Source organism: Streptomyces sp. Xyl84 (assembly GCF_059731885.1).
In genome coordinates, this window is sequence record NZ_AP029182.1 from 5,707,848 (window position 1) to 5,720,960 (window position 13,113).

14 protein-coding genes are annotated in these 13,113 nt (G+C 71.5%); 12 read left to right on the forward strand and 2 right to left on the reverse strand.

Annotated features, from left to right (window positions below):
• Positions 1–108 precede the first annotated feature (108 nt).
• The 8 genes from AC6I72_RS24730 to fabI all read left to right on the forward strand — a co-directional run bounded on the left by AC6I72_RS24730 (position 109) and on the right by fabI (position 7,927).
• Positions 109–585, forward strand: coding sequence for an ATP-binding protein (locus AC6I72_RS24730; RefSeq protein ID WP_498003367.1), 477 nt, complete (start codon positions 109–111; stop codon positions 583–585).
• Between the two features lie 139 nt (positions 586–724).
• Entirely contained in the window at positions 725–997 is a 273-nt protein-coding gene (locus AC6I72_RS24735) for a hypothetical protein (protein ID WP_498003368.1), read from the forward strand.
• Positions 998–1,110: 113 nt separating this feature from the next.
• Positions 1,111–2,025 carry a helix-turn-helix transcriptional regulator gene (locus tag AC6I72_RS24740; protein WP_498003369.1) on the forward strand — a complete coding sequence of 305 codons (915 nt, stop codon included), beginning with the start codon at positions 1,111–1,113 and terminating at the stop codon, positions 2,023–2,025.
• Positions 2,026–2,062: 37 nt separating this feature from the next.
• Positions 2,063–4,288, forward strand: coding sequence for an McrB family protein (locus AC6I72_RS24745; RefSeq protein ID WP_498003370.1), 2,226 nt, complete (start codon positions 2,063–2,065; stop codon positions 4,286–4,288).
• Positions 4,285–5,535, forward strand: coding sequence for an McrC family protein (locus tag AC6I72_RS24750; RefSeq protein WP_498003371.1), 1,251 nt, complete (start codon positions 4,285–4,287; stop codon positions 5,533–5,535). The genes AC6I72_RS24745 and AC6I72_RS24750 overlap by 4 nt, the downstream gene beginning before the upstream one ends.
• 410 nt (positions 5,536–5,945) lie before the next feature.
• The gene (locus AC6I72_RS24755) at positions 5,946–6,299 is read left to right on the forward strand and encodes a PIN domain-containing protein (protein ID WP_498003372.1); all 354 of its coding nucleotides are present in this window, start codon (positions 5,946–5,948) and stop codon (positions 6,297–6,299) included.
• 150 nt (positions 6,300–6,449) lie between these two features.
• Complete coding sequence (gene fabG, locus AC6I72_RS24760) at positions 6,450–7,154, forward strand: 3-oxoacyl-[acyl-carrier-protein] reductase (protein WP_037862077.1); 705 nt, start codon at positions 6,450–6,452, stop codon at positions 7,152–7,154.
• A 5-nt stretch (positions 7,155–7,159) separates the two neighbouring features.
• Complete coding sequence (gene fabI, locus AC6I72_RS24765; RefSeq protein WP_037862076.1) at positions 7,160–7,927, forward strand: enoyl-ACP reductase FabI; 768 nt, start codon at positions 7,160–7,162, stop codon at positions 7,925–7,927.
• A gap of 314 nt (positions 7,928–8,241) precedes the next feature.
• Here the strand turns inward: fabI and AC6I72_RS24770 are convergent, their stop codons facing one another.
• The gene (locus tag AC6I72_RS24770) at positions 8,242–8,934 is read right to left on the reverse strand and encodes a FadR/GntR family transcriptional regulator (protein WP_498003373.1); all 693 of its coding nucleotides are present in this window, start codon (positions 8,932–8,934) and stop codon (positions 8,242–8,244) included.
• A 79-nt stretch (positions 8,935–9,013) separates the two neighbouring features.
• On the opposite strand from AC6I72_RS24770, the gene AC6I72_RS24775 reads away from it, so the two are divergent.
• From AC6I72_RS24775 to AC6I72_RS24790, 4 genes are all read left to right on the forward strand, one after another.
• On the forward strand, positions 9,014–10,348 hold the full coding sequence (locus tag AC6I72_RS24775; protein WP_498003374.1) for a CynX/NimT family MFS transporter: 1,335 nt from the start codon (positions 9,014–9,016) through the stop codon (positions 10,346–10,348).
• A 47-nt stretch (positions 10,349–10,395) separates the two neighbouring features.
• Positions 10,396–10,515: an SGM_5486 family transporter-associated protein gene (locus AC6I72_RS24780; protein WP_366728124.1), complete on the forward strand. Its 120-nt coding sequence runs from the start codon at positions 10,396–10,398 to the stop codon at positions 10,513–10,515.
• Positions 10,516–10,725: 210 nt separating this feature from the next.
• Positions 10,726–10,932: a hypothetical protein gene (locus tag AC6I72_RS24785; protein WP_498003375.1), complete on the forward strand. Its 207-nt coding sequence runs from the start codon at positions 10,726–10,728 to the stop codon at positions 10,930–10,932.
• Positions 10,933–11,046: 114 nt separating this feature from the next.
• On the forward strand, positions 11,047–11,565 hold the full coding sequence (locus AC6I72_RS24790) for a SixA phosphatase family protein (protein ID WP_037862070.1): 519 nt from the start codon (positions 11,047–11,049) through the stop codon (positions 11,563–11,565).
• A 290-nt stretch (positions 11,566–11,855) separates the two neighbouring features.
• Here the strand turns inward: AC6I72_RS24790 and serB are convergent, their stop codons facing one another.
• On the reverse strand, positions 11,856–13,064 hold the full coding sequence (serB, locus tag AC6I72_RS24795) for a phosphoserine phosphatase SerB (protein WP_498003376.1): 1,209 nt from the start codon (positions 13,062–13,064) through the stop codon (positions 11,856–11,858).
• Between the last annotated feature and the right edge of the window lie 49 nt (positions 13,065–13,113).

Consider the following 13,113-nt stretch of genomic DNA (forward strand, 5'->3'; position numbering starts at 1 on the left):
AGGGTCACGGGGAGTTACCCGCCCAGTCCAGAGTGTGCACCGATACAGCCGGGCCTGTATGGGTGTCGTCCCTGTTGGACACCGGGAAGGGGTCGGAACGCTGGCCGCATGCCAGCACCACGCGCCCAAGAGGCCGTAACCGTAAGTGTGTTCGTCCAGCGGTTCTCCGCTACCCGCCGGGGCGCCCGCCTCGCCCGCAGACTCGCCACGCACCAGCTCGACCTCTGGGACCTGCCCTACGGCAGCCCCGTCTCCGACACCGTCACCCTCGTCGTGGCCGAACTCGCCGCCAACGCGACGTTCCACGGCCGCGTCCCCGGGCGCGACTTCGAGCTGCGGCTCACGTACGACCGGTACCGGGAGCTCATCCGCGTCGAGGTGTCCGACGCCCACCCGGGGCGACCGGAGCTCTCCGCGTCGGCGGCGCAGCCCTCCGTGGACAGCGACGGCGGGAGGGGGCTGCTTCTCGTGGAGGCCGTCGCCGACCGCTGGGGCGTGGCCGGGCGGCCCGGGCCGGGGAAGACGGTGTGGGCCGAGTGCGCGGTCCGCGTCGCCCCGGACGGGCCGTGTCCCGTTCGGCCGTAGTTGACGATCATCTTCCGCAACGTCCCTTCCGGTCAGTCGAGTTGTGGTTTCGGCCAGTGTCGGTGGGGGCGGGTAGGGTTGTCGCTCCGCTCGAGTTGACGGTCAACTCTGCGACGGGTGACGGCTTGTGGAGGCGTGCGTGGTCGGACGTGAGATCGCTGCGGCGGACCATCCGAGCAAGGAGGTCCGGGCGGTTCTCAAGCGACTCGTCGGCGACGGGTGGAAGCTGGCGTCGGAGGCGCACTGGGGCACGCTGTACTGCCCGTGCCCCGAGCACTGCACGGTGATCCGCGTCGGCGGCACGCCGAAGAACCCCGGGCAGGAGGCCCGTCGAATAGCCCGCAAGGCGAAGTGGTGCCCGCTGCCTCCGGACGACCCGCGCGCGGCTCTCCGAGGTGGTGTTGTCAATTGACAACACAGTCGAGGTCGGCGAAGCTTGCGCCCGGGGGCGTTCCCTGGAGTGAGAGGCGTACGGACGGATACCAGGAAGCGCAGACCGGCATACACATGGGGGGCTGGGGCGTCATGGAGTATGAATTCAACTTCGTGGTGGACGGGATCGGGCTCGACGACGACAAGGTCGTCGGGATCGTCCACGACACGTTCGACGGAGTGCTGACCCGCCACCGGGGCCGGCATTTCCTGGACGTCTCCGAGAGCGGGGTGAACGCGATCGACGCGGCCCACCGCATCGTCGTACGGCTGCGCAGCTCCCTGCCCGATCTGCGACTGGTGCGTGTCGACCCCGATCTCGTCGGCGTCTCGGACATCGCCGAGCGCGTCGAGCGGTCGCGGCAGAACGTCCAGCAGTGGGTGAGCGGTGAGCGACGGCAGGACAAGCGGCCTTTCCCGGACCCCGAGGGGATCGCTGGACGTTCGCCGGTGTGGCGCTGGGGAGACGTGAACGCCTGGCTCGCCCAGTTCGGCGAGGGCGACGACGTGTGCCCGCCCACCCGGGAAGAGGCACTGACCATCGACTTCCTGCTGCCCAAGTGGCAGCGCACCCTGGACGACGGCCTCCCCCTGGTCCGGTTCGCCGCCGCCGACACCGGTGACGGCCGCGAAGAGGAACGCGAGACCGTCCAGCGGCTGCTGGAGGGCACGCTTACGCTGCCCGGCGCGCTGGAGTGGTTCGCGGCGTTTCCCGTGCCCAGGACGGAGCGGCGACGACTCACCGTTGTGTGCGCGGTCCTCTCCGACCGGCTGAGCAGTGTGGTGTCCCGCATCGGCCACGACGAGGTGTGGGCGGTCCTCGCCTACCGCGGCGCGGAGGACGAGCTGCGCCTGCAGCCGGTCGGCACGGCGCAGGCCCCGGGCGCGATTCCGGTCTCCGCCCTCGGCCTCGGCCGGGACGCCACGGTCGGTGACCTCCTGCTCGTCCAGACGAACGGCCCCGACGACAGCCCCGTCCCGCCGCTCACGCCGGTCGGTCTGGACTGAGTCCCGACGGCGCCGTCACCCCCGTACCCTCCGAAGAATGGACGCCGTGCCCAGCATCACGACCGTCGTCGCCCAGGCCCTGCACACCGCCGCGACCGTCCTGCGGGACACCGCGCTCCAGGACGGCATGGTCTTCGGAGAGCTGTGGGAACGGGTCCTCGCCGAGAACCCGGGGCTGAGGGACGACTGGGCTCAGGCCGTGCTCGACTCCCCGCCCGAGTCCGACTCGCGCTTCAAGAACTACGTGAACCGGAACGCGAGCAGTCTCGTCAGAGCGGGCTGGCTGTACCGGGCCCAGCGCCGCTGGCAGCTGACCGGGATCGGCGCGGACGCCCTCGACCGCTTTCCCGATCCCGTCGACTTCTCCTTGGAGGCGGGCCGGCGGTACCGGAAATGGGAGAAGCAGCAGCACGAGGTCTCCTTGGCGGTGACCGCGCTCGAACAGCTCCCCGACAGCGGGTCCTGGGTCGCGCTGGAAGAGGTTGCCGAGGAGTTCGGAGTGGACCCCGAGGTTCTGGGCGCGGTGCTGCGTGGCACGCGTCCTCCGGGCTGGTACCTGGTCATGGGACAGGACGGGCAGGCCGGACCGGGGCTGCCTCTGCTGCCCCACGAGTGCGACCAGTGGCTGACCCTGCTCCACGAGGAAGGCGTCCTCGACGTCGGCCGCAGCAGCGTGGACACCGTCCGCGCCCTGCCCGAGCGGAGGAAGCCCGTCCAAGAGGCACTGGTGGCCGCCAAGCAACCACTCGGCCTCGAAGAGAGCGCGGACGACGAGGAGACCCCCCGCCAGCTCTGGATCATCCGCGGCGTGGACGCCGCCACCGGTGTTTCCCTCATCCGGGGGCCGTGGCGCGACGACTCGATGATCACCCTCGACCCGGGCTTCTCGCCCTCGACCGCAGCTACCCGCGACCTGGAAAGCATCCGCAGAGCAGCTGAAACGGCCCTCCCGGCCACCGCCCCGGTCCGTCGCGAGGCCGTCGCCCGGGAGCTGGACGCCTTCCTCAACCGCATGCGCAAGGGGGACATCGTGCTGTCCACCGACGGCTTCGAGACCTACGTCGGCGTGGTCGGCGGTCCGGCGGCACACAGCGCTGAGCGGCTGGAACGCCCCGTCGACTGGCGCAACCTGAACAAACCCCTGGACTTCCTCAAGGACCTGCCTTCCGGGCTCTCCAGCGTGGTCCAGGACGCGAACTCCCAGATCCTTGAGGCCACCGAGTACGCCGAGACCGTCCTCGCCCTCATCGGCGACATGCCGCGCACCGCCCCGCTGCCCGCCGGCCCAGCGGTACTGCCCGACGCCACCGAAGAACTGGCCGCAGCGCTCCACATGCCCGACACGGCCTGGCTCCAGGACTGCGTCGAGCTCCTCCGCGCCACCCCGCAACTGATCTTCCACGGGCCGCCAGGCACCGGGAAGACGTACACGGCGCTCGCCCTCGCCCGTCATCTGGCCGGCGTCTCCAGCGCCACGAACGTACGCCTCGTCCAGTTCCACCCCGCCTACGCTTACGAGGACTTCTTCGAGGGCATCCGCCCGCGCCTGAACGCGGGCCAGGACGGTGACACCGGCGGCGCTCTCGCCTACGACCTCGTCCGAGGGCCGCTGCGCAAACTCGCCGACGAGGCGGAGAGGCGTCCGGCCGAGGTGTTCGTCCTGGTCATCGACGAGATCAACCGCGGCCACCTGGCCAAGATCTTCGGCGAGCTGTACTTCCTCCTGGAGTACCGCAACGAGCGCGTCCACCTGCTGTACGGCTCCGACGACGGCCGAGGCTTCCGTCTGCCGCCCAACCTCTACATCCTCGGCACCATGAACACCGTCGACCGCTCGGTGGCGTACATGGACGCCGCCATGCGCCGCCGCTTCTCCTTCATGGAACTGCACCCCGACACCCCGCCGGTGGCCGGAGCGCTGGACTCCTGGCTCCGCAGACGGGCGGAGGAGCAGGGCGAGGACCCGGACTCGTACGACGACTCCCACGCCCGCCTCCTCGACGAGATCAACCGACTCCTCGCCGACGGCAGCCCCGGTGACCGTTCCTTCCGCGTCGGCCCCTCGTACTTCATGCAGGACCTCGCCCACGCAGGTGACGGCGCCCTCGAACGGCTGTGGAGGACGCAGATCATTCCGCTCCTCACCGAGCACCATTGGGGCGACGGCACCGACGTGGAGTTTACCTACGGGCTGGACAAGCTCCGGGAGCAGATCGGCATCCTGCCGTCCACAGACGAAACCGCTGACTCCGAGGACGCGTGAACCCCCGTCGCACCCAACCACGGGACTGCCGTGACACCGCAGCGCGCATCCGGCTGGCGGAGGGCGGTGGCTGGACCGCCTGGGACCTCGTCCCCGCCCAGGTCACCACGCTCGCCGCCCACGATGGTCTCGTCCACCTGCGTCCCGAGACCGCCACACGGTGGCGCCTGAAGGCCAAAGACCGTGTGGGCTCCGTACGTCTCGGTGCCGGTGACGGGGCCCTTCAACTGACGATCACACCGAAGGTCCCGGTCGACCGCCTCCTCCACCTCGTCTCCTACGCCCCCGAACGCGTCGACTTCGATCCGCGTCCGGTCACCGCCGACGCCCGACCGGATCTGCTGCCGGCCCTCGCGCACGCCTTCGTCTCCGCCGCCGAACGCGCCCTGCTGCATGGCGTCCTGCACGACTACCGCGAGACGCACGACACGCTGCCCGTCGTCCGGGGCCGCATCCGCCACGCCGACCAGCTCCGCCGCAGACCGGGCGTTCCCGTGCCCCTGGAGGTTGCCTACGACGACCACACGCCCGACATACCGGAGAACCGTCTCCTTCTCGCAGCCGCCCGCCGCCTCCTCCGTGTGCCCGGCCTCGATCCGGCCCCGCGCTCCGCCCTCCAGCGCCTCACCGCCAGACTCGACGGAGTCCGGTTCCTGCCCGCCGGGGCACCGGCGCCCCGGTGGACACCCGGCCGACACAACGCCCGCTACGCCCACGCCCTCGTCCTCGCCGAACTTGTTCTGCGCGGCGCCTCCTACGAACTCGGCGACGGCCGCGAGATCGCCGTCGACGGAATGCTCGTGACCATGTGGCGCCTCTTCGAGGCCTACCTGGCCCGTGCGGTGGGCGAAGCCCTGCGTTTGCGTATCGGCGGCAGACCCGAGCCACAGGACCGGAACTTCTCCCTGGACGTCGCAGGCAGACACGTCCTCAAGCCCGACCTCGTGCACTACCTGCCGTCGCCGCGCGACGGGGCGATGCGCCAGGCCGTCGTCCTCGACGCCAAGTTCAAGACCAGACCACAGCGGGGGGACCTGTACCAGATGACGGCGTACTGCGTACGCCTCGGCCTCGCCGAGGGGCACCTCGTCTACGCCTCCGGCAGACCCGGCGTCGTAGTGGTGCCGGTGGGGGAGGGGCGGCTGAAGATCTGGCGGCACGTCGTCGATCTCTCCCGCCCCTGGCGGAGCCTGGCCTCGGACATCGACGCCCTCGCCGAGGCGGTCGACACCGCGCGCAGCGGCTGAGGGGGCATCGGAATGTAGGTGCCCCTGAGACGTGTACGCACAACCTGGCTGCTGTGAGGGGAGCGAGGCATGAGCACCATTTCCGTCCGAGAGTTCTCGTACAACCCCAGCGCCGTCTTCGCGCGAGTCGAGAAGGGCGAGGCCATCGGGTCACCCGGCACGGCAAGGTGATCGCCATACTGCCGCCGGCCGGCGGCCCCATGGAGCGGTACGCGCACCTGGTCGCTTAAGAAAAGATCAAGCTGACGCAGGTCGCCGCCGCCGACCGGCGCAGCATGCCTCACTACGCGGTACCGGAGGACGTCGATCCCGTGGCGCTGGTCCTGGCCGAGCGTGAAGAGGACGGCCGTTGATCTACATGGTAAGTCGGCGCTGGTCACGTGGATGGCCCGCCGTTTCATTGAGTCGAGTTGGACGCCTTCCTCCAGCAGCGGCTCACGGAGCCGCTCGCCACCAGCACGCTCGGCTTCGTGGAGTCCGCACGGCCCCTGGACCTCGTGGGGCACTTCCACAAGGCCGCGGAGAACCTGGACGCCGGGATCACCGAGATTCTGCTCACCCGGGAGGTGCGTGACGGGGCCGCCCTGCTGGTCGGGCGTTTGAGGACGTTGGACGCGACCCACGTGGCCAGCGCGCCGTCGCTTCGGGAGGACCTGACCGCGCTGGTGACGTACGACCGCGGGATGCTCGATACGGGTCGCGCCGAGGGGTTGTCCGCGCCACGCCCCCGAGCTGGCGGACTGATCATCCCGTACCGACTGTAGGAACCCGACAGGAGCCGCGATGTGCCACTGTCGGTGCCCGATTGTCACCCGTGGCGGACGGACCGATAGGTTTCCAGGTGAAGCGCCTGCCGTCCATGTGATCGGGCGGGTTTCTGGAACTGCTTGAGTCCGCTATGAAAGGGTGATCCGTTGAGCCGCTCGGTTCTCGTCACCGGAGGCAACCGGGGCATCGGCCTCGCCATCGCCCGCGCGTTCGCCGAGGCCGGCGACAAGGTCGCGATCACGTACCGGTCGGGGGAGCCGCCGGAGGGCTTCCTCGCCGTCCGCTGCGACATCACCGACCCCGAGCAGGTGGAGCAGGCCTACAAGGAGATCGAGGCCCAGCACGGCACGGTCGAGGTCCTGGTCGCCAACGCCGGCGTCACCAGGGACCAGCTCCTGATGCGCATGTCCGAGGAGGACTTCGCCTCGGTCATCGACACCAACCTCACCGGCACCTTCCGTGTCGTCAAGCGGGCCAACCGCGGCATGCTGCGCGCCAAGAAGGGCCGCGTGGTCCTGATCTCGTCGGTCGTCGGACTGCTCGGCTCCGCGGGGCAGGCCAACTACGCCGCCTCCAAGGCCGGGCTGGTCGGCTTCGCGCGCTCCCTCGCCCGTGAGCTGGGCTCGCGCAACATCACCTTCAACGTCGTCGCCCCCGGTTTCGTCGACACCGACATGACGCGGGCGCTCAATGACGAGCAGCGCGAGAACATCCTGACGCAGGTGCCGCTCGGCCGGTACGCGCAGCCGGAGGAGATCGCCGCCGCGGTGCGCTTCCTCGCCTCCGACGACGCCTCGTACATCACTGGAGCCGTCATTCCCGTTGACGGCGGACTGGGAATGGGTCACTGATCACCATGAGCGGAATCCTCGAGGGCAAGCGCGTCCTGATCACCGGTGTGCTGACGGAGGCGTCCATCGCCTTCCACGCCGCCAAGCTGGCCCAGGAGCAGGGCGCCGAGGTCATCCTGACCGCGTTCCCGCGGCCCACGCTGACCGAGCGCATCGCCAGGAAGCTGCCCAAGCCCGCCAAGGTCATCGAGCTGGACGTCACCAACGACGAGCACCTCGCCCGGCTCGCGGACCTCGTGGGCGAGGAGCTGGGCGGCCTCGACGGCGTCGTGCACTCCATCGGTTTCGCGCCGCAGGACGCGCTCGGCGGCAACTTCCTCAACACGCCGTTCGAGTCCGTGGCCACCGCCATGCACGTCTCGGCGTTCTCCCTGAAGTCGCTGACCATGGCCTGCCTGCCGCTGATGCAGAACGGCGGCTCGGTCGTCGGCCTCACCTTCGACGCGCAGTACGCCTGGCCGCAGTACGACTGGATGGGCCCGGCCAAGGCCGCCCTGGAGGCCACCAGCCGCTACATGGCGCGCGACCTGGGCAAGCAGAACATCCGCTGCAACCTCGTCTCCGCGGGCCCGCTCGGCTCCATGGCCGCCAAGTCCATCCCGGGCTTCAGCGACCTGGCCTCCGTGTGGGACAGCCGCTCCCCGCTGGAGTGGGACCTCAAGGACCCCGAGCCGGCCGGCCGCGGCATCGTCGCGCTGCTCAGCGACTGGTTCCCCAAGACCACCGGCGAGATCATCCACGTGGACGGCGGTCTGCACGCCATCGGCGCGTGAGCACCACCGCCGCCCTGGCATGAGCCCGCGGGGCCCGCATCCTCCGGGGTGCGGGCCCCGCGGGGTTCACCCGGCCGGTGCTCCGGCCCGGCCGACCGGTGCGTCCGGTGGCTTCACCCGGTACGGGGGCTCCGGGGCGCACGGCACCACCGGGCCGTCACCGCACGGAGTCGTACGCGGGCGTAATTCCTACGCGCGCGAGGGCGGTCAGCCGGCTCGTCCTGGCCGGGCGGGTGCGTCTCCACGCGCGCGGGCGGCGCCGCGGTGCCCGCGCCGTCCGGTGCCGCCCGCCGCGGCAGGGTCGCGGGCCCGGCTCACGCACGCCCGGGCGGGCTGAGCCGGGCCGGACGGCACTGGAACGGATAGCTCGCCGCCTCCGCGGCGGCGGCCTCCGCGTCGCCCACCCGGATCGCGTCGACCAGCCGGGTGTGGTCCATGTGCGCCCGGTCGGTCAGCTCCGCGCCCACGTCCGCGCGCAGCCAGTCCCGCATGACCTCGCCCAGGTCCGCGTACATCGCCGTCATGACGTCGTTGTGCGAGGCGGCCACCACCGCCAGGTGGAAGGTGGCGTCCGCCGTGACGAACGCCTCCGCGTCCCCGCTCTCCCAAGCCTCCTCCCGCCGCACGAGCAGCGCGTCGAGCTGCTTGAGGTCCTTCTCGCCGCGCCGCGTCGCCGCCAGCTTCGCCGCGGCCGACTCCAGCGTGGAACGCAGCTCGGCGACGTGCCGCGGGTCCGCGTCGGCGAACCGGCGCTGCATCACACCCGCCAGCTCACTGGTGGCCACCACGTAGGTGCCGGACCCCTGGCGGATGTCCAGCAGGCCGTTGTGGGCGAGGGCGCGGACCGCCTCGCGGACCGTGTTGCGGGCGACGCCGAGCTGCTCCACCAGTTCGGGTTCGGTCGGGATGCGGGAGCCGACCGGCCACTCGCCCGAGGAGATCTGGCTCCGCAGCGCGGCGATGACCTGCTCGGACAGGGCCGAGCGGCGCTGATGGCTCAAAGGCATGGCACACCTTCGCGAGCGGGACCGGGGAGCGGGATCCCGGGCCCTGGACGGACTGGACAGTTAATCATCCCATCATTCTATGATGGGCCTCATGGCACGTGAGGAAACAACCCGGACGACGACGTCACCGACCGAGCACCAGACCCCGGCCGCGACCGCCGCCCCCCGGGCCCCCGGGGCGGACCCCGCGCCCGGGAAACCCGCCACGCGCGCGTGGGCGACCCGCCTGGTGGTCATCGGCATCGTGCTGTCCGCGCTGAACCTCCGGCCCGCCATCACCAGCCTCGGCGCCCTCCTCGAAGAGGTCCGCGACGGGCTCGGGATGAGCGGCAGCGTGGCCGGAGTGCTCACGTCCGTGCCCCCGCTCTGCTTCGCCGTCTTCGGTGTCATGGCGCCCCGGCTCGCCCGCCGCTTCGGCCCCGCCGCCGTGGTCTGCGCGGGCATGGCCGCCATCGGCGCCGGACTGCTCGTCCGGCCCTACGCCGGTGGCACGGCCGGGTTCCTGGCCGCCAGCGCGCTCGCCCTCATGGGCATCGCCGTCAGCAACGTCCTGATGCCGGTCATCGTCAAGCGCTGGTTCCCCGACCGGGTCGGTTCCATGACCGGCCTGTACTCGATGGCGCTCGCCCTCGGCACCTCGTCCGCCGCCGCCGCGACCGTGCCGCTGACCGACGCCCTGGGCGGCGACTGGCAGCCCGGCCTGGCCGTGTGGGCGGTGCTCGCCCTGGCCGCCGTCCTCCCGTGGCTGCCGCTGGTCCGCGACCGCGACCGGGGTGCGGCCGCCGCCCCCGGCGCCGCACGGCAGGCACCGCAGGAGCAGGCGCCGGCCCTGCGGATCACCCGCAGCCGTACCGCCTGGGCGCTGGCCGTCTTCTTCGGCCTCCAGGCCACCGCCGCCTACATCACCATGGGCTGGATGGCGCAGATCTTCCGCGACGCGGGAGTCTCCGCCGGCACCGCCGGACTGCTGCTCGCCGTCACCATGGTGATGGGCGTACCGCTGGCCTTCGTCATCCCGCGCCTGGCCACCCGGCTGCCCCACCAGGGCCCCATCGTCCTCGCGCTCGGCGTCTGCGGTCTCGCCGGGTACGCCGGCCTGTACCTGGCACCGGCCGGCGGGGCCTGGGCCTGGGCGGTGCTGCTCGGCGTCTCCAACTGCGCCTTCCCGCTGGCCCTGACCATGGTCGGCATGCGGGCCCGGACCGGCGCGGGCGTGGCCCAGCTGTCGGCCTTCGCGCAGAGCACCGGTTACCTGATCTCCATCCCGGGGCCGCTCCTGGTCGGCGTCCTGAACCAGAGCAGCGGCGGCTGGGGTCTGCCCATCGCGCTCATGTGCGCGCTCATGGTCCCGCAGATGGTGGTGGGCTGGGTGGCGGGCCGCGACCGCACCGTGGAGGAGGAGGCGGCGCGCTGAGACGCCCCCGGCGCCCGCGCGCGGGGACCGGGTGCGAAACTGGGGCCATGCAGCCTGTGCTCGACCCGAACCCGAAGAACAGCCAGAAGAAGATGCTGCTGATCTTCGGCTCCTTCTTCGCCATCTTCTTGATCATCGCCATCGTCGCGACCGTGGTCTCGCCCTGACCCGCCCCCTGCGGGACCCCGGCACCCCGCCTGCCCCGCGCGCCTCCACAGGGGCCGCGGGGTAGGGCTGTCCCCCCGTCCCCTAGGGGGTACAGGTCAGGGTCGAGTGGGTGGATCACCGGATAGGCCCCGGCCCGCCGGTTCCGTACCTTCGAGATGTGACCGCGGACAGGCGGTCCGTGAAGCTCTCGGAGACCAGCGGAGGCGAGCATGCCGGTCCGTACGCACACCCGGACCCGCCCGGCGACCACGGGCGGCGTGGACATCCGGCTGCCGTGGTGGGCCCTGGCCCTGCCGGCCCTCGCCTTCGTCGCCCTGCTCGCGCTCATACTCAACCCGTCGGACGCCCACGCGGCCACCGGCGACCCCGCGGTCACCCAGCTCGTGCAGCGCGCCCAGGAACTGCTCGCCCGCTGAGCCGGCGGCCCTCCCCGTGGCCGCCGGTCCCGCTCCGTGCCGGACCCGCCACGCATGGGTCACGCCTGTCAACTCCCTGCGCCCCGTGGCCTGTTTCATGCGAAGCTGGATTCCATGAGCGTCGCAGAACCCCGCAGGATTGTCCTCTTCCGGCATGCGAAAGCCGACTGGCCACAAGTGACCGATCACGAGCGACCGCTGGCCGAGCGGGGCCGCAAGGACGCGGCGGTGGCCGGCCGCAAGTTCGCCGACGCCGGTGTCGTGTTCGACCTGGCCCTGTGCTCGACCGCCGTGCGCACCCGTGAGACCTGGAAGCTCGCCGTCCACGAGCTGCCGGAGCGGCCGAAAACCGTCTATGAGGAGCGGATCTACGACGCCTCGCCGGGCGAACTGATCGCCGTGCTCAACGAGACGCCGGACGACGTGCGCAACGCCGTCCTGATCGGCCACAACCCGGGCATCCAGGGACTGACCGAGGTGCTGTCCGGCGCGGCCGAGGGCGACGCCCGCGAGCGGCTGAGCCGCCGCGGCTTCCCGGCCGCGGCGTTCGCCGTCCTCTCCTTCGACGGCCCCTGGAAGACCCTGGAGCCGGGCGTGGCCACGCTGGTCGACTACTGGGCACCCTCGGAGTGAGCGACCGCCCCGGACCCGGGCTCAGGCCCGGACCCGGGCCGGGGGCTCGGCGGCAGGGGGGCTTGAGCAGGCCCTCGGCACAGGCCCGGCGGACGCGCGCAGGGCCTCACCGCACGGCGGAGGTGTGCAGGCCGTCGGCGGACGGCTGAGGTGCTCAGTCCCTCGGTGCACGGCGGGGCGCTCAGGCCCTCGGCGGACGGCGGAGTGCTCAGGCCCCTCGCACACACGGCGTAGGTGCGAGGGCCGTCAGCACACGGTGCAGGTGTCACACGGCGTGGGTGCGCAGACCCTCAGCGCTCCTCGTGGGCGTCCGCCGCCTCGACCTCTTCGCGGGTGACACCGAGCAGGTAGAGGACGGTGTCGAGGAAGGGCACGTTCACCGCCGTGTGCGCGGCCTCGCGGACCACCGGCTTGGCGTTGAAGGCGACGCCGAGACCCGCCGCGTTCAGCATGTCCAGATCGTTCGCACCGTCACCGATCGCCACGGTCTGCGCCAGCGGTACGCCCGCCTCGGCGGCGAACCGGCGCAGCAGCCGTGCCTTGCCGGCCCGGTCGACGATCTCGCCCGTGACCCGGCCCGTCAGCTTCCCGTCGACTATCTCCAGCGTGTTGGCCTGCGCGAAGTCCAGTCCGAGCCGGTCCTTCAGATCGTCCGTGACCTGGGTGAACCCACCCGAGACCACACCGACCTGGTAACCGAGCCGCTTCAGCGTACGGATCAGGGTCCGCGCGCCCGGCGTGAGCCGCACCTCGCTGCGCACCTTGTCCACCACCGAGGCGTCCAGCCCCGCCAGGAGCGCCACCCGGGCGTGCAGCGACTGCTCGAAGTCCAGCTCCCCGCGCATCGCGGCCGCCGTCACCTCGGCGACCTCGTCCTCGCACCCCGCGTGCGCGGCGAACAGCTCGATCACCTCGTCCTGGATGAGCGTCGAGTCCACGTCCATGACGACCAGGCGCTGCGCCCGGCGGTGCAGCCCCGCCGCGACGACCGCCACGTCGACCCCGAGGGCCGCCGCGTCGGTCGCCAGCGCGGTGCGCAGCGGTTCGGTCTCCACCCCGGACACGGCGAACTCCACGGCCGTGACCGGGTACTTGGCGAGCCGGAAGATCCGGTCGATGTTCCCGCCGGTCTTGGTGATCCGCGCCGCGATCTGGGCGGTGGCCTCGGCGGTGAGCGGATGGCCGAGCACGGTGACCAGGGAGCGCCCGAGGCCGCGCGGCCGGTTGTCGCCCCGGCCCGAGATGATCTCCGCCTGCATCCTCATCGACTCGGCCCAGCTGTGCACCGTGGCGCGCAGGTCGCCCTCCAGACCGGGGGACGGCTGGGTGACGAGCGCGCACAGCACCATCCGGCCACGGGTGACGACCTGCTCGATGTCGACCACGTCGACGGAGTAGGCCGCGAGGGTGTCGAAGAGACCGGCCGTGATGCCCGGCCTGTCCTTCCCGAAGATCTTGACGAGAAGGGTGAGGTCATCGGAACTCTGCGAAGCGCTCATGGTGATTCCACCGTATCCGGCACCCAGTGCCTTGCGCCCCCCAGGTCCG